At 63.4% G+C, this 24,027-nt stretch carries 25 protein-coding genes and 1 riboswitch; of the genes, 6 read left to right on the top strand and 19 right to left on the bottom strand.

What is annotated here, in order from left to right; translation table 11 throughout:
* Positions 1–135 precede the first annotated feature (135 nt).
* From C1M53_RS11360 to C1M53_RS11340, 5 genes are all read right to left on the bottom strand, one after another.
* A complete protein-coding gene (locus C1M53_RS11360) occupies positions 136–1,149 on the bottom strand; it encodes an iron ABC transporter permease (protein WP_165358121.1) in 1,014 nt (337 codons plus the stop codon).
* A gap of 2 nt (positions 1,150–1,151) precedes the next feature.
* Entirely contained in the window at positions 1,152–2,099 is a 948-nt protein-coding gene (locus C1M53_RS11355; protein ID WP_129412347.1) for an ABC transporter substrate-binding protein, read from the bottom strand.
* A gap of 21 nt (positions 2,100–2,120) precedes the next feature.
* Positions 2,121–3,005: an ABC transporter ATP-binding protein gene (locus C1M53_RS11350; protein ID WP_129412346.1), complete on the bottom strand. Its 885-nt coding sequence runs from the start codon at positions 3,003–3,005 to the stop codon at positions 2,121–2,123.
* A gap of 73 nt (positions 3,006–3,078) precedes the next feature.
* Positions 3,079–3,285: riboswitch (cobalamin riboswitch) on the bottom strand.
* Between the two features lie 146 nt (positions 3,286–3,431).
* Positions 3,432–4,649: a zinc metallochaperone GTPase ZigA gene (zigA, locus tag C1M53_RS11345; protein WP_129412345.1), complete on the bottom strand. Its 1,218-nt coding sequence runs from the start codon at positions 4,647–4,649 to the stop codon at positions 3,432–3,434.
* A 221-nt stretch (positions 4,650–4,870) separates the two neighbouring features.
* On the bottom strand, positions 4,871–5,473 hold the full coding sequence (locus C1M53_RS11340; RefSeq protein ID WP_129412344.1) for an NAD(P)H-dependent oxidoreductase: 603 nt from the start codon (positions 5,471–5,473) through the stop codon (positions 4,871–4,873).
* 78 nt (positions 5,474–5,551) lie between these two features.
* Between C1M53_RS11340 and C1M53_RS11335 the strand changes: the two genes are divergently transcribed.
* Complete coding sequence (locus C1M53_RS11335; RefSeq protein ID WP_129412343.1) at positions 5,552–6,157, top strand: helix-turn-helix domain-containing protein; 606 nt, start codon at positions 5,552–5,554, stop codon at positions 6,155–6,157.
* Between the two features lie 24 nt (positions 6,158–6,181).
* On the opposite strand, the gene C1M53_RS11330 is transcribed toward C1M53_RS11335, so the two are convergent.
* The gene (locus C1M53_RS11330; RefSeq protein WP_245488525.1) at positions 6,182–6,904 is read right to left on the bottom strand and encodes a LysE family translocator; all 723 of its coding nucleotides are present in this window, start codon (positions 6,902–6,904) and stop codon (positions 6,182–6,184) included.
* Between the two features lie 107 nt (positions 6,905–7,011).
* Here C1M53_RS11330 and C1M53_RS11325 point away from each other — a divergent pair, with 107 nt between their 5' ends.
* Complete coding sequence (locus C1M53_RS11325; protein WP_129412342.1) at positions 7,012–7,752, top strand: SDR family oxidoreductase; 741 nt, start codon at positions 7,012–7,014, stop codon at positions 7,750–7,752.
* On the opposite strand, the gene C1M53_RS11320 is transcribed toward C1M53_RS11325, so the two are convergent.
* Entirely contained in the window at positions 7,706–8,626 is a 921-nt protein-coding gene (locus C1M53_RS11320; protein WP_129412341.1) for a LysR family transcriptional regulator, read from the bottom strand. The two genes, C1M53_RS11325 and C1M53_RS11320, sit on opposite strands and share 47 nt — an antisense overlap.
* A gap of 37 nt (positions 8,627–8,663) precedes the next feature.
* On the bottom strand, positions 8,664–9,134 hold the full coding sequence (locus C1M53_RS11315; protein ID WP_129412340.1) for an Lrp/AsnC family transcriptional regulator: 471 nt from the start codon (positions 9,132–9,134) through the stop codon (positions 8,664–8,666).
* A gap of 156 nt (positions 9,135–9,290) precedes the next feature.
* On the opposite strand from C1M53_RS11315, the gene C1M53_RS11310 reads away from it, so the two are divergent.
* Positions 9,291–10,220 (top strand): quinone oxidoreductase, encoded by a 930-nt coding sequence (locus C1M53_RS11310; protein WP_348630042.1) that lies wholly within the window; start codon positions 9,291–9,293, stop codon positions 10,218–10,220.
* A gap of 135 nt (positions 10,221–10,355) precedes the next feature.
* Here C1M53_RS11310 and C1M53_RS11305 read toward each other — a convergent pair whose 3' ends face one another.
* Positions 10,356–10,814 carry a hypothetical protein gene (locus C1M53_RS11305; protein ID WP_129412338.1) on the bottom strand — a complete coding sequence of 153 codons (459 nt, stop codon included), beginning with the start codon at positions 10,812–10,814 and terminating at the stop codon, positions 10,356–10,358.
* A gap of 158 nt (positions 10,815–10,972) precedes the next feature.
* Here C1M53_RS11305 and C1M53_RS11300 point away from each other — a divergent pair, with 158 nt between their 5' ends.
* Positions 10,973–11,437 carry a nuclear transport factor 2 family protein gene (locus tag C1M53_RS11300; RefSeq protein ID WP_165358327.1) on the top strand — a complete coding sequence of 155 codons (465 nt, stop codon included), beginning with the start codon at positions 10,973–10,975 and terminating at the stop codon, positions 11,435–11,437.
* 95 nt (positions 11,438–11,532) lie between these two features.
* Positions 11,533–12,099 (top strand): TetR/AcrR family transcriptional regulator, encoded by a 567-nt coding sequence (locus C1M53_RS11295; RefSeq protein WP_129412337.1) that lies wholly within the window; start codon positions 11,533–11,535, stop codon positions 12,097–12,099.
* A gap of 16 nt (positions 12,100–12,115) precedes the next feature.
* On the opposite strand, the gene C1M53_RS11290 is transcribed toward C1M53_RS11295, so the two are convergent.
* From C1M53_RS11290 to cueR, 4 genes are all read right to left on the bottom strand, one after another.
* Positions 12,116–13,054 (bottom strand): NAD(P)/FAD-dependent oxidoreductase, encoded by a 939-nt coding sequence (locus C1M53_RS11290; protein WP_245488524.1) that lies wholly within the window; start codon positions 13,052–13,054, stop codon positions 12,116–12,118.
* Positions 13,044–13,502 carry an Rrf2 family transcriptional regulator gene (locus C1M53_RS11285; protein WP_129412336.1) on the bottom strand — a complete coding sequence of 153 codons (459 nt, stop codon included), beginning with the start codon at positions 13,500–13,502 and terminating at the stop codon, positions 13,044–13,046. The genes C1M53_RS11290 and C1M53_RS11285 overlap by 11 nt, the downstream gene beginning before the upstream one ends.
* 92 nt (positions 13,503–13,594) lie before the next feature.
* Entirely contained in the window at positions 13,595–14,095 is a 501-nt protein-coding gene (locus tag C1M53_RS11280; RefSeq protein ID WP_129412335.1) for an MmcB family DNA repair protein, read from the bottom strand.
* Between the two features lie 38 nt (positions 14,096–14,133).
* Positions 14,134–14,535, bottom strand: a complete 402-nt coding sequence (gene cueR, locus C1M53_RS11275) for a Cu(I)-responsive transcriptional regulator (RefSeq protein WP_129412334.1) — start codon at positions 14,533–14,535, stop codon at positions 14,134–14,136.
* A gap of 234 nt (positions 14,536–14,769) precedes the next feature.
* Here cueR and C1M53_RS11270 point away from each other — a divergent pair, with 234 nt between their 5' ends.
* Positions 14,770–15,381, top strand: coding sequence for a L,D-transpeptidase (locus C1M53_RS11270; RefSeq protein WP_129412333.1), 612 nt, complete (start codon positions 14,770–14,772; stop codon positions 15,379–15,381).
* Between the two features lie 175 nt (positions 15,382–15,556).
* Here C1M53_RS11270 and C1M53_RS11265 read toward each other — a convergent pair whose 3' ends face one another.
* From C1M53_RS11265 to C1M53_RS11240, 6 genes are all read right to left on the bottom strand, one after another.
* The gene (locus C1M53_RS11265) at positions 15,557–16,126 is read right to left on the bottom strand and encodes a NifU family protein (protein WP_129412332.1); all 570 of its coding nucleotides are present in this window, start codon (positions 16,124–16,126) and stop codon (positions 15,557–15,559) included.
* Positions 16,127–16,241: 115 nt separating this feature from the next.
* The gene (locus tag C1M53_RS11260; protein WP_129412331.1) at positions 16,242–16,733 is read right to left on the bottom strand and encodes a universal stress protein; all 492 of its coding nucleotides are present in this window, start codon (positions 16,731–16,733) and stop codon (positions 16,242–16,244) included.
* 257 nt (positions 16,734–16,990) lie between these two features.
* Positions 16,991–18,058 (bottom strand): tryptophan--tRNA ligase, encoded by a 1,068-nt coding sequence (gene trpS, locus C1M53_RS11255; RefSeq protein ID WP_129412330.1) that lies wholly within the window; start codon positions 18,056–18,058, stop codon positions 16,991–16,993.
* Between the two features lie 123 nt (positions 18,059–18,181).
* Positions 18,182–19,375: an acyltransferase family protein gene (locus C1M53_RS11250; RefSeq protein ID WP_129412329.1), complete on the bottom strand. Its 1,194-nt coding sequence runs from the start codon at positions 19,373–19,375 to the stop codon at positions 18,182–18,184.
* A gap of 89 nt (positions 19,376–19,464) precedes the next feature.
* Positions 19,465–21,063, bottom strand: a complete 1,599-nt coding sequence (murJ, locus tag C1M53_RS11245; RefSeq protein ID WP_129412328.1) for a murein biosynthesis integral membrane protein MurJ — start codon at positions 21,061–21,063, stop codon at positions 19,465–19,467.
* A gap of 55 nt (positions 21,064–21,118) precedes the next feature.
* Entirely contained in the window at positions 21,119–23,917 is a 2,799-nt protein-coding gene (locus C1M53_RS11240) for a [protein-PII] uridylyltransferase (RefSeq protein WP_129412327.1), read from the bottom strand.
* Positions 23,918–24,027 lie beyond the last annotated feature (110 nt).

Here is a 24,027-nt window from a genome sequence, read left to right as displayed (position 1 = left end):
GGGCGATGCCGTGCCCGAGGTCGGAAGCGTCGTCGCTCATCACCCGGTGCTGGTGTCGGGCAGTGTGCCTTCGGAGGCCGAACAGTGTGAGTAACAAGTGTGGCGCTATTCCAAGGCGGTGGAATGGCTTCCGGTTCAGAACCGCTTGCGCAGCAGGGTGGCGACCACGAACAGCGCGCCAATCGAGCTGGTGATGATGCCGATCGGCAATTCCTGCGGCGGCAGGAGCGTGCGTGCCAGCAGGTCGCTGGCAAGCAGGAGCACCGCGCCGAAGACGGCGCAGGCAATGGCCAGTCGCAGATGCAACGGGCCGGCGAAGCGGCGCGCGACATGCGGGATCATCAATCCCACGAAGCCGATGACACCGGCAACGGAAACCAGGATCGCCGTCGACAGCGCCGCGGCGAGAAAGGTCAGCGTCCGGAAGCGCACCACCGGAACGCCGAGGCTTTCCGCGGTGTTCTCGCCGGCCAGGAAAGCGTCAAGCCAGCGATGATAGCGCAGCGCGAAAACGAGAATGACGGCTGCCCCGGCGACCGCCAGGCCGATATTGCCCCAGCGGGCGAGGCCCAGCCCGCCCATCGTCCAGAACAGCACTGAATGGGCGGCGCGCTGGTCACCGGCGAAGACCAGATAGTTGGTCAGCGCCGTGAACAGGAAGGAGACGGCAAGACCGGCAAGGATCAATCGCTCCGGGCCCTGGCCGCGTATGCGGTTGACAAGCAGCAGCACGACGAAGGCGGTGAGGATGCCGCCGACGAAAGCGGCGATCGGAAGCGTCCACACACCCAGGCGGTCGCCGAACACCGTGATCACCGAAACTGCACCGGCAGCGGCACCCGAGGACAGGCCGAACAGGAACGGATCGGCGAGGTCGTTGCGCGTCACCGTCTGCAGAAGCGCGCCGACCACGGCAAGGCCGGCGCCGACACAGATGGCGAGGATGGCGCGCGGGAGCCTGAGGTCGACGATGATCTTCTCCACCGGTGCAGTCACGCCGCCAGCGTCCAGGCCAACGGCATGGGCGAGTGCTGCGATGACGTCACCGAGCGGAATGACGGTCGAGCCATAGGCGATGGAGAGGAGCGCCAGCAGGATGACAAGCGCCAGACCCGTGCCGATGGCCAAGCCGTAGGATCGGCTGGGCACGCTCAGAAGGCCTCCGGGTGCATCGCCTTGGCGATCTTGTCGATGGCCTCGATGTTGGCCGGGCCGGGCGTCAGCTCCGCATAGCGCAGGGCAACGAAACGCTCGTTCTTGACGGCGTCGGTTTCTTTCATCGCCGGATGCGTCTTCAGGAAGTTCAGCAGCTTCCGGTAGCCGGCGTCATCCTGGTAGTCGAGCAGCACCAGGAATTCGGGGTTGCGGGTAGCGACGGTTTCCCAGTCCGTGTTGCCCCAGTTGGTGGGCAGGTCGTCCATGATGTTCCTGCCGCCGGCCGCCTCGATCATTGCCGTGGGGATCGCGAATTTGCCGGCAGTGAAAGGTTTGTCCTCGCCGGAATCGTAGAGGAACACACGTGTGCCGCTGCGGCTGCCGACCTTGGCGGTGATGGCGGCGAGCCTTTCCTTCCATCCGGCAACCAGTGCGTGGGCCTCGCTCTCCTTGCCGAAGATCTTGCCGAGCTTCTCAACGTCGCCGTACAGCAGATCCATCGAAGCCGCCGGCCGGTTCTTGTCGAGGTGGACGCAGCTTTCGCTGAGCACCAGCGTCTTGATCCCGTGTGGCGCCAGCGTGTCGGGCGTCACGTCGCCGCCGGGCTTCATGCCGTAGTACCAGCCGGCAAAGAAGAAGTCGGGCTCGACCGCCAGCAGGTTCTCCAGCGTCGGATATTTGGGTGCGAGTTCCGGGATCGAGCCTTGCGCCTTCTTGAAGGCGTCGTCGACCTTGTACCAGCCGGTGATGCCGGTCAGGCCGACGATCTCCGGTTGCAGGCCGAGCGCAAAGGCCATTTCCGACATGTTGAGATCGTTGATCACCGCGCGTTTCGGGGCGGCGTCGAAAGTCACCGGAATGCCGCAGCTGTCGACGGTGACCGGGAAGGCAAAGGCAGCAGACGAAAGAAGCGTGGCGGCAAGGCAGAAAGCGAGGCGTTTCATGGCGGCTCCGGATGGATCGGTTCAGCGGGAAAGGCGTATCGGCACGTCGAAGACCGTCAGTTCGCGATCCTGTTCGTCCGGATGAGGCAGTCTGAGCACGTCGATGCCAAAGACCTCGCGCACCAGCTCTGCCGTGAGCGTTTCGCGCGGCGTGCCGAGCGCGACGAGGCGCGCCCTGCTCATTACGGCAACGTGGGTGGCGAAGGGTGCAACCAGCGGCAGATCGTGCAGCACCGTGACGACTGCGATGCCCAACCTGGCGACGAACTCCAGCAATTCGCCGCGGGCGCGCGGGTCGAGATGGTTTGTCGGCTCGTCAAGGAACAGCACGTGCGGCTGCTGCGCGATCGCCCGCGCCAGCTGCGCGCGTTGGCGCTCGCCACCGGAAAGCGAGCCCATGCGGCGGTCGCGCAGGGCAAGCAGGCCGGTTCGCTCCAGCGCGTCGATCACGACATTGCGGTCGTCGCTGCGACGACGAAGTCCGGCATGGGGGATACGGCCGAGCCCGACATAGTCGTGGACAGCTAGCTGGGCATCCGGCTGATCGGATTGGCCGACCACGGCGATGCGGCGGGCCCGTTCCGCCATCGGCAGGCGGTCGAGCGGTTCGCCGTCGAGACTGACCATGCCGCCGACAGGTTTGAGCATGCCGCACAGCATGCGCATCAGCGTCGTCTTGCCGGCGCCGTTTGGACCGATGATGGCGAGCCTTTCGCCGGCGCGCACGTCGAGACCGACACTGTCGACCAGGGTGATGCCTTTTTCCGGCCGATAGCAAAGGTCGCGCGCCTGCAGGACAACAGCGCTCGTGAAAGCAGCTTCTGCGGCGCGTTGCGTTGCGCCGTCGAAAGGACGCGTCGCCCCATCACGCTGAAAAACGGCAAACCCTTCCAACTGATCCCTCATCGATCAGGTGCGGAAGGATGGCCAGAATGACGGGCTGTGCCGTCCTTGTAGCGTCCTCCCGGCACACCCCGTCCGGTCAACTCACTGCGATGGCAGGTCTCCTGGCTCGCGGATCGTTGCGCTGTCCTGCCTTCCCGGCACCTTGGCCAGTGGCGTTCTCGGACTTTGCTACCGCTTACAGTTGCGGGGGCAGCCACGGTCTGGGCCCTCGCGGGCTTCACCGTATTCCCTTTTCACCCCGGACCTTTCGATTCGAGGCACCATCGCCGGGGACCCTATTGTGACCGCTGCCGCCTGGCAATGGCGATTCGTGTCCGGGACCTGCGGTGGCGCGCCGCTCCTCTGGCGGAATGTAGCGGGCGCGCCGCGGGTGGCAGTCGCAGTCCTGGTGGCGGCCCTTGAACAGGGAAATCAGCGATTTGACGATCATGCGGCCTGCCCGCTCCAGCTCGGAAACGGGTCCGGAAGATCGCGCCACAGCTGCGGCGCGAAGACGGGCTCATCGACCAGGCAGGCGTCGAGTTCGGCACGAATTCGGCTTTCGTCCATCGGGTCGCAGCCGATGAAGACCAGTTCCTGGCGGCGGTCGCCCCACATCGGATCGAAATAGGGTTGCATGGCTTCCCGCCATGCCGGGTTGTCGGGCCATCGCTTTCGGGGGACCGCTGCCCACCAGAGCCCGCGTTTGCCGGTCCGTACCAGAGCGCCGGCCTGGCTCAATTCCCCAACATGGTCGGGGCGTGTCGCCAGCCAGAAGAAACCCTTGGCGCGCACCACACCTGGCCATGGCCGCCCGACGAATGCCTGCAGCTTGAAGGGGTCGAACGGGCGGCGCTCGCGGTAGACGAAGGAACGGATGCCGTATTCCTCTGTCTCGGGGACGTGGTCCTTGAAGCCGTTCAGTTCCTTGAACCAGAGCGGATGCTGTTCGGCCTGCTCGAAATCGAAACGGCCTGTGTCGAGCACCTTGTCGAGCGGCACGCGGCTGAAATCCGTCTCGACGAGCTCGGCCTGCGGGTTGAGCGAACGGATGATCTTGCGGGCCAGGTCGAGATCCTTTGCGGGCGTATCGGAAACCTTGTTGAGCACGATGACATCGGCAAACTCGATCTGTTCGACCAGGAGATCGACGAGCACGCGTTCATCCGAAGCGCCGAGTGCCTCGCCGCGGTCGCGCAGGAAATCCGACGACGAATAATCTCGCAGCAGGTTCGCGGCATCGACGACCGTCACCATGGTGTCGAGACGGGAGACGTCGGCAAGGCTGTTGCCTGCTTCGTCGCGAAACTCGAAGGTCGAGGCAACCGGCAGAGGTTCCGAAATGCCTGTCGACTCGATCAGCAGGTAGTCGAACCTGTCCTGTTCGGCGAGCCGGCGCACTTCCGCAAGGAGGTCGTCACGCAACGTGCAGCAGATGCAGCCATTGGTCATCTCGACCAGTTGCTCATCGGTCCGGGACAGATTGGCACCCCCGTCGCGTACCAGCGCGGCGTCGATGTTGACCTCGCTCATGTCGTTGACGATGACGGCAACCCGGCGTCCGTCGCGATTGTGAAGGATGTGGTTGAGAAGTGTGGTCTTGCCGGCGCCCAGGAATCCGGAAAGGACGGTTACGGGAAGACGCCTTCGATTGTGCGTGGGCATGACTGCTTTCCAGAGGCTGTAGTGAGGTGAACCTGGAGTGGTCCGCCTTGGGAGGAGCGACCAAATTCGGGAAGAGGTCACCAACGAGATTGTTACGTTGTAACATAACAAAATCGAAAGGCAAGCTGCATGCGGTCAGGGAGAAAAACAGGTCCGTTTGCAAGGTCGACGGTCCTTGCCGCACGAGAGCTTCCTTCAGAGGTCTCGTGCGGCAGGGAGTTTTATGCCGCGGCGCGCTGCTGTTTCAGGAACAGCCGGTTGCCTATCGCATGAGCCTCGGCGGGAAGCTGCGTATGATCCTGCATTTCCGGGAAAAGCAGCAGTTCGGACGTCACCACCTTGGCGCCGCAATAATCAAAAATGCCGTGGTCGATCTGCGTCTTCATCGCACCGAAATAGCCGTGTCTGGCATAGGTGCGCTGGCTGGCCCCGCCGATCGCGACGAGATGCACGTTCAGCCGCTGCAGCTTCTTGGTCAGCTTGCCGCCCGGGGGCTCGTCATAGGCCCAGCCGTTCATGAACACACGGTCGATCCAGCCCTTGAGCAATCCAGGCATCGACCACCAGTAGACCGGATAGACCAGCACCAGCGTATCGGAACGGTCGATACGCGCCTGCTCTGCCGCAATGTCATCGGCAGCAGGCGCCTTGCCTTGAAAGGTGGCGATGTCACTTGCGTTGAAGCGGGGATCGAAGCCTTCGGCGGCCAGGTCGGCGATCTCGAAACTGTTGCCGGATGCGGCAACTCCTTCGGCGACGCTGGCTGCGATCTTGTGGGTGAGCGACTTGGCATCGGGATGCGCGACGACGATGAGCGCGTGCATGACGGGGCTCCCTGGAGGGTGTTGCGGAGAAGTGGATCAGCTTATATACTTTTAGTAAGTTACTTTTGGTATATAGCGATGTCAAGCGACCATGCGAACAATGCGCGCCCGCGCCGTCAGCGCCTGTTGCGCGAAGAACGACATCGACAGCTCCTCGATGTCGCCTGGCGCATTGCGCGTGAGGAAGGCACCGAGGCATTGACGCTCGGTCGGCTGTCTGAGCGGGCGGCGGTGACCAAACCTGTCGTCTACGATCATTTCGCTACACGTTCGGCTCTGCTGGCTGCGCTCTACCAGGAATTCGATGAGCGCCAGAACCTGGTCATCGATGCGGCGCTGGCGGCAAGCGAACCGACACTCGACGGCCGGGCCTCGGTGATCGCTTCGTCTTATGTCGATTGCGTGCTGGAGCAGGGTCGCGAGATCCCCGGCGTGGTGGCCGCCCTTGTCGGCACGCCGGAACTGGCGACCATGAAGCACGAGCATGAGGCTGCCTTCCTCGACAAGTGCCGGGCAGCTCTGGCGCCGTTTGCGAGCGGTGTTACCACGGCGCGCCTGTGCGGCATGCTGGGAGCGGCTTCCGGTCTGTCCGCGGCTGCCGCTTCGGGAGAGATCACCGCGGACGAGGCCCGCGACGAACTTCATCAGACCATCCTGGCCATGGTGGCGCGCAGCGCCGGGTGAACGCGCTTTCGCCTTCGAGAAACCCTATTGCCGCGTGGCAATGGTTGCCGCTGCGCCGCCCATCAGTACGGCCGCGCCGCGGTTCATCAGGCGCATGGCACGCGGCGACTTGAGCGCATGGCGCGCCTTGGCGCCGGCCAGAACGAAGGGCAGCTGCGCCAGCGTCAGGATCGCTGCGGTCAGCGCCACCAGCACGGAGACGTCCACGAGCGTGATCGCGTTCAGGTCGATGATGGTCGGCAGGATGGCGATATAGAACAGGATCGATTTCGGGTTGCCGAAGGTCACCAGCACGCCGGAGGCCAGCGCGCGCCACTGGTTGCCGGCGTCAGTTTGTGTGCCTTCGGTCCTGATGTCGAAATCGGCGGTCCAGTACTGGTAGGCCAGCCAGACCAGATAGGCGACACCCGCCCATTTGATGACGATCAGTGCGAGCGTGAAGCTCTCTGCAATATAGGCGAGGCCGGCCAGCACCGCGACGAGGTAGAGAACGTCGCCTATCACCATGCCGAGCGTCATCCACACCGCCTGCCGGTAGCCGCTTTTCATCGCCTGCGCGACGATGGCGACGATCTGCGGGCCGGGAATGGCGGCAGCGATCGCCAGCGCACCGGAATAAGCCAGGAACCCCGAAAGGGTCATCGTTTCGTCCTTGGTTGAGCGGAACAGGCCGCGCGCCGGCGCGGACGAGAACACCATATTGCGCTCTTGCATAAGCGCAATCGGTGCGAGGATGAATGCTGCCATCGGAGTTTCCGATGGAGACATTCGTACCTTCCCGTTTCCCTTTGCTTTCCTGCGAGCAGACAACTCCTCCAGGCCACCGAACGAAGGCTGGCCAAAGCGGAGATCTCATGGATACGACAACTGAAAACAAGGCCGAGCGCATCCTCATCGCCGGTGGCAGCTCCGGCATGGGGCTGGCGCTCGCGGGGTTGCTCCTGTCGGAGGGAGCCGAAGTAACGATCGTCGGGCGCTCGCAGGCAAGGCTGGATGCGGCGGGTGCGAGCCTGGGCAATCCTTCTTTGTTGCGCCTCGCCGTCGCCGACATTGCCAGGGAAGATGAGGTCAGCAGGCTTTTTGCCGATGCCGGCCGGTTGGATCACATCGTCTCGACCGCTGCCGACATCGGCGCCTCCTACCGGCTGCTGCCGGATCTCGACCTTGCCGAAGCGCGCCGGGTGGTCGATTCGAAGTTCTTCGGGCCGCTGCTGCTGGCCAAGCATGGCGTTCCGGTCTTGTCCCGGACAGGGTCGATCACCTTCACATCGGGCATCAACGCCTATCGGCCAGCGGCACGCGGCTCGGTGACAGCGGCCATGAACGGCGCGCTTGCTCCACTGGTGCGCGCGCTCGCCGTCGAACTCGGGCCGATCCGTGTCAATGCCGTCTCTCCAGGCTGGGTCGACACCCCTATCTGGCAGCAGGTCGCCGGCGACACCAGGGCGGCGACGCTCGATGCCATGGCCGCTCGCCTGCCGGTCGGCCGCATCGGCAGGCCGGAAGACATCGCCGACGCAATCCGTTTCCTGATGCGAAACGGCTTCGTCAGCGGGACGGTGTTGCACGCCGAAGGCGGGCATCGCCTGGTTTGAACTGCCGGCGCGAAGCTTCCAGGAAGAGACGAACCGCCGGCCGTTTGCCGCGCCGCCCATGCCAGATCATGGAAACGGGGACCAACGAGCTCTTGCCGGTCCATGGCAGGGTCACAATCCGCTCGTCGCCGGCCATAACGGCAACGCGCGGGATGAGCGCCAGTCCGGTACCTTCCGCCACGAGTTTCTGGATCGCCGCGATCGAGCCGAGTTCGACGGCGATGCGCGGTCGTGCCACATCCCGTGCGAAAGCGGTTTCGAACATCTGGCGGTAGACACATCCCCGCTCGGTCACCAGGAAGGGCTCGTCGCGCAGATCGTCGGCGGTCGCCGCGGCTTGCCCGGCGAGCCGGTGGCTGGCCGGCACGGCGACGACGAGCTCTTCTTCGGCGATCACTTCATGTTTGAGATCCGACGTTTCGGGTGGTTCGCCAAACGCGAAGGAAACATCGAGGGCGCCGCTCTTCAAGCCCGCGCGCAGCTCACCACTGCCGGCGCTCTTCAATTGCAACCGTACCGCCGGATTCTGGGCACCGAAATGCGCCAGCAGCGACGGCAGATAACTTGCGCAGAGCGTTTCCAGCCCGCCGATCGCCAGCGTGCCTGCCGCCGTGTTTGCGGCCGTTGCCACCGCGGCCCGCGCTTCATCGGTGCGGGCCAGAAGGTCGGGGGCGTGCTCGAGCAGGCGTTGACCCGCCTCGGTCAGTTTGAGCTTGCGTCCGATGCGGTCGAAAAGCGTGGCATTCAGATCGGCCTCCAGCGCCTGGATCTGTTCGCTCACGCTCGACTGGGCAAGGTGGATGCGCTCGGCCGCTCGCGTGATGTTGAGATCGGAAGCAACGGCGACGAATGTCTTCAGATGCTTGAGCTGCATGGTCTGTCCATGGTGCTGCCAAATTGAAGGTAACTGCTCAGGACGCCTCGGCCAGCATCGCGCGGCTGTCGAGATGGTTTTTCAGCACGGGGGCGACGGTGACGGTGGCGATGCCTGGAATGGCGACCATGCGTTCGCGCAATGCGCTCAGCGCAGCCAGGTCACGCCCCCGCACGCTCAACACCATGTCCATCGGCCCGGAGACATGATCGCAGCTCTCGACCTCCGGAAAGCCGGCGACCATCGGGATCAGCCGGCCGCAAGGGCGCCCGTCGGTGCGCACGAAAAAGAAAGCGCGGGCTCCACCTGGCTCCACCGGGCCGGTCGTGTCGATGGTGAAGCGCTTGATCACGCCCTGGCGCTTCAGCCGTGCCAGGCGATCCTGCACGGCGCTGCGGGAAAGCCCGACCGCGCGTGCCAGGCCCAGCACCGGCTGGCGGCTGTCACGCCTGAGCAGCGTGACCAGCTGCCGGTCGATGTCGTCGAGATCTGGTGTCGCGAGATCCATCCCATTGTCCTTTCCCCGGCAATCCGCCGGCCGGGCGTCATCTTGCCGGTCGCATTCCGGCGGCGACGTCGTCCAGAAGTCTGCGATCGAAACCAAAGCCGCAGGCAAGAGATGGAACGAGCCGCACGCATTTACCAGTATGGACCGCCGGAAGTTTTGCAGATTGAGCCAATCGAGGTGCCTGTGCCGGGTCCCGGCGAGGCACTGGTGCGCCATACGGCGATCGGACTGAATTTCGTCGAGGTCTATTTCCGGCGCGGCACCTTTCAGATGCCTGTGTTACCGGCCGTGTTGGGCAATGAGGGCGCTGGTATCGTCGAGGCGATAGGCCCTGGCGTCGAAGACGTGGCGGTTGGCGATCGCGTCGTCTACGCCGACAGTCCGATCGGCGCGTATGCGACGGTGCGTCTCTATCCCGCCGACCAGCTCGTGCGCATTCCAGCAGCCGTCAGCGACGAGCAGGCTGCCGCTTCCTTCCTGCGCGGCGTCACTGCACGCATGCTGCTCAAGGATGTCGTTCCCCTCCATCCGGGCGACACCGTGCTCTACCATGGCGCAGCCGGAGGCGTCGGCCTGCTGTTCGCGCAATGGGCAAAGGCACTTGGCATCCGCGTCATCGGCACTGTATCAAGCGCCGAAAAGGCAGCCGCCGCGCGCGCTGCCGGCTGCATCGAGACGATCGACTATCGCGCGCAAGACTTCGTCGAGCAGGTCAAGGCGATCACCGGTGGTGAAGGTGTTGCCGCCGTGTTCGATTCCGTCGGCCAGGACACGTTCCTGAAATCGCTGGAGAGCCTGCGCCCGCGCGGTGCGCTTGTCGCCTTCGGCAAGGCTTCCGGCAACCCGCCGGCGATCGATCCGTTCCTGCTGGCGCCGAAGGGACTGTACGTGACCTGGCCGATCCGGCCCGTCTACACCGCCCGACGCGTCGATCGCGAACGCAGTACCGACGAACTCTTTGAGGCGATCGCCAGCGGCATTCTCGATGTCGGTCCGAGCCGCACTTACGCGTTGGACGATATCGTGACCGCCCATCATGACCTGGAGGGCCGCAAGGTCATAGGTGCGGCGGTGATCAGGCCCTGATATCCGGTACCTGGAGCGTTTTCGTTTTTCACGGAAACGCGGAAACGCTCTAAGTTTTGTTTTCGCCGCATTTTTGTAACGCCAAGTGATTCCACTTGGCTACAAAATGCTCTGGCCACCGCACGAGGCGAGGGATCACCGTCTCTCGAACCGTTCGCGAGCGGCGGCCTGGCAGCTATGAAAAAGTCCGATGAAGAGCAGTTCGCGCACCGCGAGCTTCTTTCGGCCCCAATGGCTGGCCGTCTTCATCGCGTCCGGGTCGGATGTCTCCGCAAGCGACGATTTCAACATGCTGCCGGTGCAGTTGAGCACCAAGGCCTGAATGGCCGTTCGCCCGCATGTCTTGGCTTCAGGTGTCATCGATGCGGCGGGAAAAGGATGAAATGCAGCGCGATAGCCGCGTGTCAGGAATGAGGTCTGTTCACTGGAATAGCCGGTCGCCGCAAGGAGTTTGGCCATCCTGGCCCGCTCGCCCGCCAAGGTCAGATCACCGCAGGCAGGCGCGGCATTTCCCTCCGTGGCAGACGTCACCGTCAGAATCCCGACAATGGCCGCTGCCATCCATTTGGGAGTGAGTTTCAAGACATTGAACATGGAACAGCCGCCCTCCCCGGAACGACAGTGAGATTGCGCAAAATGCGGGACGCGTAAAGGACTCATGCGTGCCAATCAGTTCCAGAGCCGTTGACTTGTTTTGTACCGATCGGTACAAGTATCGCAGAACACCTGACAACGAGCCGATGGAGATCATGATGAGTCGTCCGCCACTGCCGCCTTTCAACGCCGAGACCGCTGCCGAGAAGGCGCGCAAGGCCGAGGACGCCTGGAACAGCCGCGATCCCGAGAAGGTGTCGCTGGCCTATACCGAGGACAGCCTCTGGCGGAACCGCGCCGAATTCGTCAGGGGGCGGCCTGAGATCGTTGCCTTCCTTGCGCGCAAATGGGCGCGCGAACTGGAATATCGTCTGATCAAGGAGGTCTGGACCTGGAACGAGAACCGCATCGCCGTACGGTTCGCTTATGAATGGCGCGACGACAGCGGTCACTGGTTCCGCTCCTACGGCAACGAGAACTGGGAGTTCGATGAGGCTGGCCTGATGCGCCGGCGCGTCGCATCGATCAACGATCTGCCGATCACCGAGGCGGAGCGCAAGTTCCACTGGCCGCTTGGCCGCAGGCCCGATGATCATCCGGGTCTCAGCGATCTCGGGCTCTAGAGCGGGATACGATCAGGATGAAGCCCACTCTATCTCTTTGTTTGTTGCATGATCATTATCCGAAAAGTCTGCAACGTTTCGGGATCATGCTTTGAATGCGCAAGGGTGTGGCTGGCCGGCATGAGCTGATCGCGGCGATTGCCGAAGTGTTTCGCGCGCATGGCTACGCCGGCGCCAGCCTGTCGCTGATCACCGAGGCGACGGGGCTCGGCAAGGGCAGCCTCTACAACTTCTTCCCGGGCGGCAAGGACGAGATGGCGACCGCTGTGCTGGCGCATATCGATCGCTGGTTCGAAGACGAGGTTTTCTCGCCATTGCGCGAAGCGAAGGACCCGTTGGAAGGCATCGACCGCATGCTTGCGGCGACGGATGCCTACTTTCGTTCGGGCAGCCGCGTCTGCCTGGTCGGTGCCTTTGCACTGGACGATGCACGAGACCGTTTCGCCGCCGAGATCAGATCCTACTTCGGGCGTTGGGTGACGGACCTGGCCGGCGCGTTACGGCGAGCGGGCCGGCCGGAGACAGAAGCCCGGCGACTGGCCGAAGAATGTGTCGCCGGCATTCAGGGCGCGCTTACGCTGGCGCGGGCCTTTGACGATCCCGCGACGTTTTCCCGCGCGATGACGACCATCCGCAAACGGCTCGGCGTCGCCGGCGCCTGATGGTCCAGATGTCGGTTCAGGCCGCGTCCAGACCTTCGAAGATCAGGCTGTGGTGAACGGCGGCACCCGCTGTGACGCCATCGGCTGAGGCCCAGGTGGCATTGTGCATGCCGCGCGCCGCATCGCCGGCTGCAAAGACGCCGGCCACGTTCGTCGCTTTCTTGCCGTCGGTCACGATGATCGGACCGAAGAAGCCGTCTTCGAAGCTGCAGCCCAGCCGTTCGGCCAGCGGGCTGGCCATGACCGTGCGCGGGGTCAGGTACAGGGCCGTCGTGGCGACCCGGCGGCCATCGGCGAGCACGACTGCCTGCAGCGTCCGCCCCTTGCCTTCCAGGAGATCGATTCGTGACGGTTCGATGGTGACGCCGCGTCGCGCGAGCTTTGCCAGCACATCTGCATCGGGCATTGGCTGGCCGTTGAGGAACAGTGTCGTCGGACCCCACTCGGTGATCATCAATGCCTTTTCGGCGCAATGCGGCGTGGTTGCTAGCACGCCGAGCGGCGCGCCACCGAATTCGTAGCCGTGGCAATAGGGACAATGCAGCACGCTGACGCCCCAGCGCTCGGCCAGCCCGGGCATGGCGGGCAGGATGTCGGTGATGCCGGTGGCCAGGACCAGGCGTGAAGCCTCGAGCACCGGCCCCGATGCGAGCGTGACGGCAAAAGCACCCTCCTGTCCGCCGGCATCCACCGCTTCGTCCGCGATGAAATAGACATTGGGGTAGGCGGCGAGTTTTTCGCGCGCGGCAGCGATCATGCGTGCCGGCTCGGCGCCATCCTGGCCGAAGAAGCCGTGCGAGGCGGTGGCGAAGCGGTTGCGTGGCTTGCCGGCATCGATGACGGCAACGTTGCGGCGTCCGCGCGCGAGCTGCATGGCGGCGGAGAGGCCGGCATAGGAGCCGCCGATCACGACCGCATCGAAGGGTTTTGCAAACATCTGCACGTCAGGCTGCATGGGGGTTGGCCTTCCTTGTCCTGTTTTGCTGCCAGCGCTCGTGGAAATCGGCAGCCAGATCGGCCAGCGTCACCTCGCCAAGGCGCTGGATCAGCAATGCTTCCGCCTCGTGGAACGCGTCATCCAGCGCTGCGTTGACCGCCTGCTCCACCAGGCAGTCCGGCATTTCCTGGCGATTGCCGAGCGCAAAGACCATCGGCTCGCCGAGCGCGGTATAGACGTCGCGCAGCGAGACGCTGGCGAGGTCGCGGCTGATCGTCCAGCCGCCGCCATGGCCGCGTTCGGATTGCACGATGCCCATGTCACGCAGGCCCGCCATGATGCGCCGGATCACCACGGGATTGGTGCTCAGCGTCCTGGAGAGCTGTTCCGAGGTCATCGGCCGGTTTTCTTCGGCCATGTGGAGCAGGACGTGCAGAACGCCCGAGAGTCGACTGTCGCGTTTCATGCAACTTTATATGTTACGAGAGAGTACGAGAGTCAAGATTGGGCACAAGAGGAACCGGAAATCAGCGGTCTTTCAGGAAGGGCTGGCGGACGCTATTCGCTCTCACCATCCAGCGCCGGCACGGAAACGCCGGCGAGTTCGGCGGCCAGCAGCCTGGCAGCCCCGGCCCGCGCGATCCTCAGCATCAGCGCCTTGCGGGTGGCCGCGGCGATACGGTGTTCCGGTGCGTCGCGCAGCATTTCGGCACCATAGCCGTCCGACAGGATGAACCCGCACTCCTCGGGAAAGATCTCGGCCGGCACGGCTGGGTGCGTGGCGAAGAAGAAGCGGTCGCAATGCAGCCGGTAGTCCGGCCATTTGCGGTCGACACGAAAGTCCTCGATCGAGGATTTGACCTCGATGATCCAGATGTCGCCCTGGCGGGTGAGCGCGACGAGGTCGGCGCGCCGCCCGGTCGCCAGCGACAGTTCAGGCAGGACATGCGCGCCCATCTGGGTAAGCAGCCGCTGCACGCCGCGCCGCACCAGCATGGCGCGCTCCGACTGGCGACCGTCGATCAGCGGATTCTGGGAGAACGGTGAAACGATGGGCATGATCCATCATGCCCGATTCCGTTCACGGTTTGAACCCTTCAGTCCACCGTCTCCAACTCTCCTGCCATCTCTTCCAGGATCGGGCAGTCCGGGCGATCGTCGCCGTGGCAGGCGTGGATCAGCTTGTTCAGGGTCGCCCGCATGGATTGCAATTCGCGCACCTTTTCCTCGATCGCCGAGACATGCGCCGAGGCGATCGCGCGCACATCCTGGCTGGCGCGCTCGCGGTCCTGGTACAGCGCCATCAGCTGGCGGCAGTCGTCGATGGAAAAGCCGAGATTGCGAGCCCGCTTCAGGAATGCGAGCCGGTGCACGTCGTCGCTCGAATAGTCGCGATAGCTGTTGTCCGAACGCTCGGGAGAGATCAGTCCGATTTCTTCATAGTAGCGGATGGTCTTGGCCGGCAGTCCGGAGTGACGGGCAGCATCGCCGATATTCATGATCTCGTCCTCTGGCGGCCCGTGTTGGAATGTTTTTGAGGCCGCTTCCTTTGTTTTTGCTTGATAATCCCTTGGCAGATGTTGCCGAAATGCCATAGCCGGTGCCTTACCGGCAGACACACCCCTCCATATAAGCATCGGCTGCTTGGCAAGCAAAAGAAATGCCAGCATGAATGCGTTAACGATTTTTATCGAATCGCCGCGGATCAACGGGACGGAGCGTAGAAACTGTTCATGCGCTTGAAATCTGCCATTGTCGTCGCGGCGCTCGCCGCCTCGCTTGCCGGCTGTAGCACCATCGGCCAGATGCGGCTTTTCTCCAACGACTATGGCGGCGTCAGCGACGCGGGCTATCAGCTGCCGCGCATCCCGATCGAAAAGGTACCGCAAAGGTTCCATCGCCAGATCGTCGCCTACGACACCAACGAGAAGCCGGGCACGATTGTCGTCGATACCGGCAACAAGTTCCTGTATTTCGTGCTGCCGGAAGGCGAAGCGGTGCGCTACGGCATCGGCGTCGGCCGCGAAGGGTTCGAGTGGAACGGCACGGCCCGTGTCGCCATCAAGCGCGAGTGGCCGACCTGGACACCTCCTTCGCAGATGATCAAGCGCCAGCCAGAACTGGCACAGTTCCGCAACGGCATGGATCCTGGGTTGAAGAACCCGCTCGGCGCACGCGCCCTCTATCTGTTCAACAAGGGTGACACCGGTTACCGCCTGCACGGCACCCCGGAATGGTGGTCGATCGGCAAGGCGATGTCGTCGGGCTGCATCCGGCTGATGAACCAGGACATTATCGACCTCTACAACCGCGCTGAAGTCGGCGCCAAGGTCATCGTGATGTGATGTAAGCGCCTGCCCCCGAAGGAAGGCGCAAAGCAAGTTTCGTACGCGGACCGTCTAGGCAACACGGACGTCCCAAACAGAAAACCGGGCATGATGCCCGGTTTTTTGTTGATGGGTCTCGAAAAGGAAAACCCCGAGATGGTGTCCGGGGTTTGTACGTCGAAGATGTCGGCGCTTACGATACCTGTTCGACATGCTCCACTTCGGGCACGAAGTGACGAAGCAGGTTCTGGATGCCGTGCTTCAGCGTGGCGGTCGAGGACGGGCAGCCGGCACAGGCGCCCTTCATATGCAGGAACACGGTACCCTTCTCGTAACCACGGAAGGTGATGTCGCCGCCGTCCTGCGCCACCGCTGGCCGTACCCGCGTGTCGAGCAGTTCCTTGATGGTGACGACGATTTCTGCGTCTTCCTTGTCGTAGAACTCGCCTTCATCGTCGGCGGTGGTGGATGGAGCGGTGCTGGCCATGACCGGCTGGCCGGACATGAAATGCTCCATGATGGCGCCGAGGATCGCCGGTTTCAGATGCTGCCAGTCGGGACCGTCCTTGGTCACGGTGATGAAGTCGTAGCCGAAGAACACGCCGGTCACGCCCGGAATGTCGAACAGGCGGCCAGCCAAGGGCGAGGCTTCGCGCGCGGCGTCGGCGTCGCGGAAGTCGGCGGTGCCTTCGCGCAGCACTTCCTTGCCCGGCAGGAACTTCAGTGTCGCCGGATTGGGCGTCGACTCGGTCTGGATGAACATGGCGGTCTCCGGCCCGCATCGTGCGGGCGATAGTTTGGAATGGTTCTAAATAAGCCCAATCCGGCCGGCATTCAAGCAAAAGCCAGCAAGGCTGTCGAATCCTAATATAGGACGCTTAGGCCAGGCTTTCGATGTCGTCGTCGGAAAGGTTTTGCGGCACGACGGTGACCGGGATCGGAAAGGCCGCGCCCTTGCCTGCGATGGAGGCAACCAGCGGTCCGGGCCCTTCCTTGCCGGCGCCCGCCGCCAGAACCAGGATGGCGATGTCCTGGTCTTCCTCGATCAGCTTGTGAATCTCTTCGGCGCGCTTGCCTTCGCGGACGACCAGTTCGGGTTCGATGCCGACCTTCTGCCGCACCTTGCCGGCATAGGCGTCGAGCGCGGAGCGAGCCGTGGTGTTGGCTTCCTCGCGCATGATCTTTTCCACGCCAAGCCAATGCTGGAAGTCGTCCGGTTCGATGACATAGAGCAGCACCAGCACGCCACCCGTACTCTGCGCTCGCTTCGAGGCATAGGCCACGGCACGCTCGCATTCCGGCGTGTCGTCGATGACCGCCAGGAATTTGCGGCGGTGGCCGGCTTCACGGCTGAGGCGTTTGGAGACCATGGCTGTCCTGTTCGATAGGGCAATTCCAGGAAAAGTGCGTAGCGGTTTTCCGTCCGGAACTGCGCAAAACTAAAGAGTCTGAGCGTTTCCGGAAAATGGAAACGCTCCAGCTTCGGCGGCAATCTGCCATCCACGCGGGGTCCCTTGCAAGCGGCCCCGCCATTCGGTCAGGCGAAAGAGCCGCGCGGATACAGTTGCTCAAAAGACAAAGGCGACCGTTTCCCGGCCGCCTTTGAAAAATTTGGATCAATGGCTTTTCAGCCCTGCAGCAAGCCGATGATGTCGCGCACCGTCTTCATGTTGGCCTCTGCCAGAACGCCGGCGCGTTCGCCGCCGTTGCGCAGCACGCCATCAATATGGCCGGGATCGGCCATGAGGCGACGCATCTCGCCGGCGATCGGCGCCATCTTCTCGACCGCGAGGTCGGCGAGCGCCGGCTTGAACACCGAGAACTGCTGGCCGCCATATTCCTTCAACACCGCTTCCTTGCTGGTGTCGGCCAGTCCGGCATAGATGCCGACTAGGTTTTCCGCTTCCGGCCGCCCGGCCAGACCGGCAATTTCGGAAGGCAGCGCTTCCGGGTCTGTCTTCGCCTTCTTGATCTTCTTCGAGATCGTATCGGCATCGTCGGTCAGGTTGATGCGCGACAGGTCGGATGGATCGGATTTCGACATTTTCTTGGATCCGTCACGCAGGCTCATGATGCGCGCGGCCGGTCCGCCGATGACCGGCTCGGTCAGCGGGAAGAAGCCATTCACCGTTTCATCGCCCATCTGGATCTCCACGCCGACGCCGAGCTCGGCGATGCGGTGCGAGAAATCGTTGTTGAACTTCTGGGCGATATCACGGGTGAGCTCCAGATGCTGCTTCTGGTCGTCTCCCACCGGCACATGGGTGGCGCGGTAGACCAGGATGTCGGCAGCCATCAGGCTCGGATAGGCAAGCAGGCCGAGCGAGGCGTTCTCGCGGTCCTTGCCGGCCTTGTCCTTGAACTGCGTCATGCGGTTCATCCAGCCGATGCGCGCCACGCAGTTGAACACCCAGGCGAGTTCGGCGTGCTGCATCACGCGGCTCTGGTTGAAGACGATGTGTCTTTCCGGGTCGATGCCGGCGGCAAGGAAAGCGGCGGTGATCTGCCGGGTCTGGTCCTTGAGGTCCTCATGCACCAGCTGTGCGGTCAGCGAATGCAGGTCGACGACGCAGTAGATGCAATCCATCGTGTCCTGCAGGGCGACGAACTTGCGGATCGCGCCGAGATAGTTGCCGAGGTGCAGATTGCCGGTCGGCTGCACACCGGAAAAGATAAGCGGTTTGAAGGCGGTCATGGAGATTTCCTTGGCTTGTGGAGGGCCGTTTCGCGCGCGGCGAAATTTCGGACGGCGCGTTATGGACGAAGCGCGCTCCGCGTTCAAGAGGCGGTGTTTGGCGGAACTGTCCCGGGACGAAAGCTAACCTTCGACCATTGCCGTCCGCCGGCGACCGGCACCGGCTTTGCGATGGTCCGGCAGGCCGACCAGAACACGATAGGGCGCGGGCCAGAGGTCGGCGAGCATGGCCGCAAGCAGCGACCAGCCGGCGGTGATCGCGACCACCAGGCCAAGTTTGCTCCACAGCGACAGGTCGAGCGGCAGCACGTAGTACAGCCCCATCACCACGAAGGTCTGGTGGACGATGTAGAGCGGGAAGATCCTGGCATTCAGCCAGGAGAGCGCGGCACTCCTGCGGTTCAGGTGGAGTGCCGCAAAGCCGATGGCGGCAAGGATCACCGTCCAGGCCAGCGAGAAGGTCAGCGCCTTGTAGAGCACCATCTGCATGCCGCCGGTTTCGCCGCCGATGCCAGCGGCCTTGCTCACCCAGGAATAGCGCCAGAGCAGAGCGGTCAAGGCAGCGGCGAGGACAAGGCTGATCCAGCGTTTCGCCACGACGGTCGGTACTACGGCCTGATGGTGCTTGGCGACCAGGAAACCCAGGCCGAACCAGCTTGCCCAGACCGCGAACCAGGCACCGTCATTGTAGAGAACGTTGGTTTCGCGCGGGAAGAACGGCAGGAAGATCAGATGCAACACCAGCGGCAGCAGCACGAACAGGTAGATGGCCGGCGTACGGGCCGTCCGTTCGAACCAGTCCGCCAACCCACGGCCCGAGGAATGGGTGAGGAACCAGAAGATCGGCGTGCAGATCGCGGTCATCACCAGCAGGTAGGCGACGAACCACATATGTGCCCAGGAAAAATTGCCGGTGGGATAACGGCCCTCGGTGAAGTAGCGCAGGACCCAGAATTCCAGCAGCGAACCCTGGAAGCGTCCATCAAGCAGGCGCTCGTACCAGACCTGCGGCACGATGATCACGCACATGGCGAAGATCAGCGGCACGAACAGCCGCACCAGGCGGCCTTTCAGGAACTCGACCGCCGTCTGCGAGCGGAACGCGAACCAGGTACCCATGCCGGAGACGAAGAACAGCAGCGCCAGCCGCCATGCCCGGGGAAACAGCGTCACCAGCGACAGCGCCTGGCTCTTCTCCGGGCTGTTGAACAGCCAGTCGAGATCATAGAGAAACGCCGCCGACGAATGATAGAGGATCAGCAGGCCGAAGGCCGAGACGCGCAGCCAGTCGATATAGTGAAGCCTGGTGTCCTGCATGGGCCCGCGCTCTCTTTGCGCGAGGCTGTGGTGCCTCGGCCGATCCCGCTCTTCTTATGCGGGAAACCTTAAAAAATCGGCTGGTCGTCTCACTCCATGTCGGCCGGTGCGGCTGGTGTCTTGGCGCCGCCGCGCTTGATGTTGCGACGGATCATGCCGAGATCGGCGCCGCCGATGGCGAACGCGACCGCGAAATAGATGACTGCGCCGGCTGCACACAGGGTGGTCAATGCGAGCGCCTTGGTGGCCAGATGAGAGGCCGACGACAGTTCCGTGGCGAACCAGCGTTCGCCGAAGTAGAGCGCGATACCCATCAGCACCGCTGCCAGTACCAATCGCGGGATGCGCTTGAGCAGCGGGATGTCACGCCCCCAGTGACCGCGCCTGATCAGCACGGCAAGCAGCATGACGGCGTTGAGCCAGCCGGCCACTGCCGATGCCACCGCTATGCCCGGCGCGCCCATCGACGGAAACAGGGTCAGCGCGAAGGCGACGTTCACCACCACTGAAATGGCTGCGAAGATCATCGGCGTGCGCGTATCCTCACGCGCGAAATAGCCGGGTGTGAAGGCCTTGATCAGCACGAAGGCCGGCAGGCCAAGGCCGAAGATTGCAAGGATTGCGGCCACCGTCGGCGTCGAGTTGTTGGCGGCGAAGGCACCACGCTCGTAGAGCAGCCGTACGATCGGATCGGACAGCACCAGCAAGGCCGCCGCCGCCGGCAGCGTCATGAACAGCGTGAATTCGACCGAGCGGTTCTGCAGGTTGGCGGCCTCGACCATGTTGCCCGACTTCAGCGCGCGTGACAGCTCCGGCAGCAGCACGATCGCAACCGCGATACCAACCACGCCGAGCGGCAGTTGGTAGACACGGTCGGCATAGGCAAGCGACGAAACGGCACTGTTCTGGCCGGACGCGATCGCCGTGCCGATCAGCTGGTTGATCTGGGTGATACCGCCGGTGATTGCCGCCGGCAGCGCCAGCCACAGCAACCGTTTCACGTTCGGCGTCATGTGCGGTCGCCGGAAGCCGATGCGCATACCGGCATTGCGAACCGCAATCCAGACGATCGCCAGTTGCACGATACCCGCCGCCAGCACGCCCCAGGCCAGTCCGTAACCGACATAATGCGCGTCCTTGCCTTCGTACCAGGCATAGGCAAGCACGGCGATGAGGATGATGTTGAGGAACACCGGCGCCACCGCGGCCGCGAAATAGCGGCGCAGCGAATTCAGCATGCCCGCCATCATGGCGCCGAGCGACATGCAGATGAGATAGGGGAACATGATGGTAGCGAGCCGCACCGTCACGTCGAACTTGCCGGGAATATCGGCGAAGCCTGGCGCCACCAGGTAGCGTACGATCAGCGGCATCGCCAGTTCCATGGCGATCGTCAGCACCAACAGCACCGAAAACAGTACGCCGAAGACTTCCTCGGAGAAGCGCTTGGCGCCGTCGATGCCGTTAGCCTCGATCTCCTTGGAAAACAGCGGCACGAAGGCTGCGTTGAAGGCGCCCTCGGCAAACAGGCGGCGGAAGGTGTTGGGCAGCTGGAATGCGGCGTTGAACGCGTCCGCCACGGGGCCGGTGCCGAGTGCGGCGGCCATGAACATCTCGCGCGTGAAGCCAAGGATGCGGCTCATCAGCGTGCCCGAGGCAACTGTCGCGAATTTCTTGACGAGGCTCATGCAGCGGTCCTGTGCCAGGCACTGGTGAAGAAACGATGAGGCATGGGTTCTACCGTTATTCCGCCGCGGCCTTGGTCTTACCGCGCGCGCCGTGATTTCCCTCCAGCGTCGCGATCAGCCGCTCGCGGATGGTTTTCAACCGGTTCGGGCTCTCGATCTTCTGGTTGGTCAGATCGGTGACATAGAAGGTGTCGATCACCTTCTCGCCGAAGGTGGTGATGTGCGCCGAGGCGATATCGAGCGACAGGTCAGAAAGTGTGCCGGTGATCTCGGAGAGCAGGCCGGGCCGGTCCAGTCCCTCGACCTCGATCACCGAAAAGCGATTGGACAGCGTGTTGCGGATTTCGGCGCGCGGCTGGATACGGAACGTCTTGGCACCGCGTTTCGGCTTGGTGCGCTTCTCGATCATCTCCGGCAGCCAGGCGCGGCCGGACAGGACGTCTTCGATCAGCTTGCCGACGCGTTCCCCGCGTCTGCGCTCGTCTTCGTCGCGGTCGAATTCCCGGTTGATCAGGATCGTGTCCAGGGCGCGGCCATCGGCGGTGGTGAAGATCTGCGCATCGACGATGTTGCCGCCGGCAGCCGCGCATGCTCCTGCGATGACCGAAAGCAGGCGCGGGTGGTCCTGCGCCAGCACCGTTACTTCGGTGACTGCCTCGAACTCGTGCGTCTTGACCATGGTGGCGAGTTTTTTGCCGGCAGCGTCGGCCTCGCGCACGAAGGCGGCGTGACGCAGCTGATCCTTCAGGTCGACGGTGAGCAGATAGTTTTCATAATGCAGGCCGACGAGACGCTTGCGCTCTTCCTGCGGCCAGTCGGACAAGGCATCCTCCAGCCGCTCGCGCGCCGCAGCCGTGCGTTCGGCGCGCGACATTTCGGAGAAACCGCCGGTCAGGAGCAGCTCCGTTTCGTAATAGAGCGTACGCAGAAGCTGGCCCTTCCAGCCGTTCCAGACACCGGGGCCGACGCCGCGGATGTCGCATACGGTGAGGATGAGCAGCATTTTTAGCCGCTCCACCGACTGCACGACATTGGCGAAATCCTCGATTGTCTTGCGGTCGTTGAGGTCGCGCGTCTGTGCCGTCATCGACATGATCAGATGGTTTTCCACCAGCCATGCAACGGTTCCAGTGTCGGTGGCGGAAAGGCCCATATGCGGGCACAGACGGCGGGCGATTTTCGCACCGGCTTCGGAGTGGTCCTCCGGCCGGCCCTTGGCGATGTCGTGCAGCAGCACGGCGACGTAAAGCGCCTCACGCTGGTTCTTCAATTCACCGATCAGCTTGTGCGAGAGCGGATGGATCTTCTCGCCGCCGCCCCGTTCGATCTCGGACAGCACGTCGATGCAGCGCAACAGATGCTCGTCCACCGTGTAGTGGTGGTACATGTTGAACTGCATCATGGCGACGATCTTGCCGAAATCCGGGATCAGCCTGCCGAGCAGACCGGCCTCGTTCATGCGGCGCAGGTTGAGTTCCGGCTGGCGGTCCGAGGTCAGGATGTCGAGGAACAGCCGGTTCGCCTCGGGATCGCGGCGCAGGTTGCGGTCGACCAGCTTGAGCGAGCGGGTCACAAGCTTCAGCGCATCCGGGTGGTACTCCAGCGCGTGCCGGTCGGCAAACCAGAACAGCCGCAACAGGTTCACCGGATCGCGGTCGAAAACCTTGCTGTCGGCAATGTTGATGCGATCGTTGTCGACGATGAAATCGGCGGTCCCGGCCAGCTTGCGGCGGCGGCGCGAGAAGGTCAGAAACAGGCGGTTGAAGCCGGAGACGTGGCTCGCCTGCTCTTCCTCCAGCGCCGCGCAGAAGATGCGGGTCAGGTCGCCGACGTCCTTGGCGACCAGGAAGTAGTGTTTCATGAAGCGCTCGACGGCCGAAAGGCCGGGATGGCTCTTGTAGCCGAGCCGTTCGGCGATATCGCGCTGGATATCGAAATGCAGCCGCTCCTCGGCCTTGCCGGTCAGGAAATGCATGTGGCAGCGCACGGCCCAGAGGAAGTCTTCGGCCTTCTGGAACTGGGCGAACTCGTCGCGCGTGAACACGCCCTGGGCAACCAGTTCCTCCACCGTGCGCTCGCGGTAGAAATATTTGCCGATCCAGAACAGCGTCTGCAGGTCACGCAGGCCGCCTTTGCCGTCCTTGATGTTGGGTTCGACCAGATAGCGGCTCTCGCCACCCTTGCGATGCCGTTCGTCGCGCTCGGCCAGCTTGGCCTGTGCGTATTCGGCGCCTGTGTTGCGCACCACTTCGCGGTCGAAGCGTGTGATCAGCTCGTCGCAAAGTGCTTTCTCACCCCAGACGAAGCGGGCTTCCAGCACCGCGGTACGGATCGTCATGTCCGATCGCGACAGCCTGAGGCATTCCTCGATGTTGCGGGTGGCGTGGCCGACCTTCAGCCCCATGTCCCACAACATGTAGAGCATGTATTCGACGATCTGCTCGCCCCAGGGGGTCTGCTTGTAAGGCAGCAGGAAAAGCAGGTCGATGTCGGAGCCCGGCGCCAGCGTGCCGCGTCCGTAACCGCCGACGGCGACGATCGCCATGCGCTCGGCCGCGGACGGGTTCTTGGCGCGATAGACATGGCCGACGGCGAAATCGTAGAGCGCGGCGATGATCTCGTCCATCAGATGGGAGAGCCGTGCTGCGCAGGCAGTGCCGCCACCATCGTCCATCAGCATGCGCTCGGCCGCCTTGCGGCCTTCTGCCATCCTGGTCTTGAGCAGCTTCAGCACGGCCGTACGCACCGTCGCGCCCGAGCCGTCACCGCCTGTCTCGGCGGTCAGCGCCGACAGTTCCTCGCGCAGCTGCCTGCCGTCGATGATCTCGTCGAGCTTGAGGGGAATCTTCGCCATTGGCCTTCAGCAGCGCCTTTCCGGCGGCGTCTATAGCCTGTTTTGACGGCTATGGGTATGGGCACGCGCCGGTCTGAAAGCGACGCATCATTCGGCTCTTGACCTTCCAG

It is taken from the genome of Mesorhizobium sp. Pch-S (assembly GCF_004136315.1).
Lineage (GTDB): Bacteria > Pseudomonadota > Alphaproteobacteria > Rhizobiales > Rhizobiaceae > Mesorhizobium.
This window is presented reverse-complemented; position numbering and strand designations above follow the sequence as displayed.

What these genes read in the sequence shown, in the direction of transcription:
- C1M53_RS11340 (WP_129412344.1), bottom strand. Translation starts at nt 5,473, where the DNA reads ATGCACGCGCTCATCGTCGTCGCGCATCCCGATGCCAAGTCGCTCACC.
- C1M53_RS11355 (WP_129412347.1), bottom strand. Translation starts at nt 2,099, where the DNA reads ATGAAACGCCTCGCTTTCTGCCTTGCCGCCACGCTTCTTTCGTCTGCT.
- C1M53_RS11300 (WP_165358327.1), top strand. Translation starts at nt 10,973, where the DNA reads ATGAGTCGTCCGCCACTGCCGCCTTTCAACGCCGAGACCGCTGCCGAG.
- C1M53_RS11285 (WP_129412336.1), bottom strand. Translation starts at nt 13,502, where the DNA reads ATGAAACGCGACAGTCGACTCTCGGGCGTTCTGCACGTCCTGCTCCAC.
- C1M53_RS11290 (WP_245488524.1), bottom strand. Translation starts at nt 13,054, where the DNA reads ATGCAGCCTGACGTGCAGATGTTTGCAAAACCCTTCGATGCGGTCGTG.
- C1M53_RS11325 (WP_129412342.1), top strand. Translation starts at nt 7,012, where the DNA reads ATGGATACGACAACTGAAAACAAGGCCGAGCGCATCCTCATCGCCGGT.
- C1M53_RS11295 (WP_129412337.1), top strand. Translation starts at nt 11,533, where the DNA reads ATGCGCAAGGGTGTGGCTGGCCGGCATGAGCTGATCGCGGCGATTGCC.
- C1M53_RS11305 (WP_129412338.1), bottom strand. Translation starts at nt 10,814, where the DNA reads ATGTTCAATGTCTTGAAACTCACTCCCAAATGGATGGCAGCGGCCATT.
- trpS (WP_129412330.1), bottom strand. Translation starts at nt 18,058, where the DNA reads ATGACCGCCTTCAAACCGCTTATCTTTTCCGGTGTGCAGCCGACCGGC.
- C1M53_RS11320 (WP_129412341.1), bottom strand. Translation starts at nt 8,626, where the DNA reads ATGCAGCTCAAGCATCTGAAGACATTCGTCGCCGTTGCTTCCGATCTC.
- C1M53_RS11315 (WP_129412340.1), bottom strand. Translation starts at nt 9,134, where the DNA reads ATGGATCTCGCGACACCAGATCTCGACGACATCGACCGGCAGCTGGTC.
- C1M53_RS11250 (WP_129412329.1), bottom strand. Translation starts at nt 19,375, where the DNA reads ATGCAGGACACCAGGCTTCACTATATCGACTGGCTGCGCGTCTCGGCC.
- C1M53_RS11280 (WP_129412335.1), bottom strand. Translation starts at nt 14,095, where the DNA reads ATGCCCATCGTTTCACCGTTCTCCCAGAATCCGCTGATCGACGGTCGC.
- C1M53_RS11330 (WP_245488525.1), bottom strand. Translation starts at nt 6,904, where the DNA reads ATGGCAGCATTCATCCTCGCACCGATTGCGCTTATGCAAGAGCGCAAT.
- C1M53_RS11240 (WP_129412327.1), bottom strand. Translation starts at nt 23,917, where the DNA reads ATGGCGAAGATTCCCCTCAAGCTCGACGAGATCATCGACGGCAGGCAG.
- C1M53_RS11335 (WP_129412343.1), top strand. Translation starts at nt 5,552, where the DNA reads ATGTCAAGCGACCATGCGAACAATGCGCGCCCGCGCCGTCAGCGCCTG.
- C1M53_RS11265 (WP_129412332.1), bottom strand. Translation starts at nt 16,126, where the DNA reads ATGTTCATCCAGACCGAGTCGACGCCCAATCCGGCGACACTGAAGTTC.
- C1M53_RS11260 (WP_129412331.1), bottom strand. Translation starts at nt 16,733, where the DNA reads ATGGTCTCCAAACGCCTCAGCCGTGAAGCCGGCCACCGCCGCAAATTC.
- zigA (WP_129412345.1), bottom strand. Translation starts at nt 4,649, where the DNA reads ATGCCCACGCACAATCGAAGGCGTCTTCCCGTAACCGTCCTTTCCGGA.
- C1M53_RS11270 (WP_129412333.1), top strand. Translation starts at nt 14,770, where the DNA reads ATGCGCTTGAAATCTGCCATTGTCGTCGCGGCGCTCGCCGCCTCGCTT.
- C1M53_RS11350 (WP_129412346.1), bottom strand. Translation starts at nt 3,005, where the DNA reads ATGAGGGATCAGTTGGAAGGGTTTGCCGTTTTTCAGCGTGATGGGGCG.
- murJ (WP_129412328.1), bottom strand. Translation starts at nt 21,063, where the DNA reads ATGAGCCTCGTCAAGAAATTCGCGACAGTTGCCTCGGGCACGCTGATG.
- cueR (WP_129412334.1), bottom strand. Translation starts at nt 14,535, where the DNA reads ATGAATATCGGCGATGCTGCCCGTCACTCCGGACTGCCGGCCAAGACC.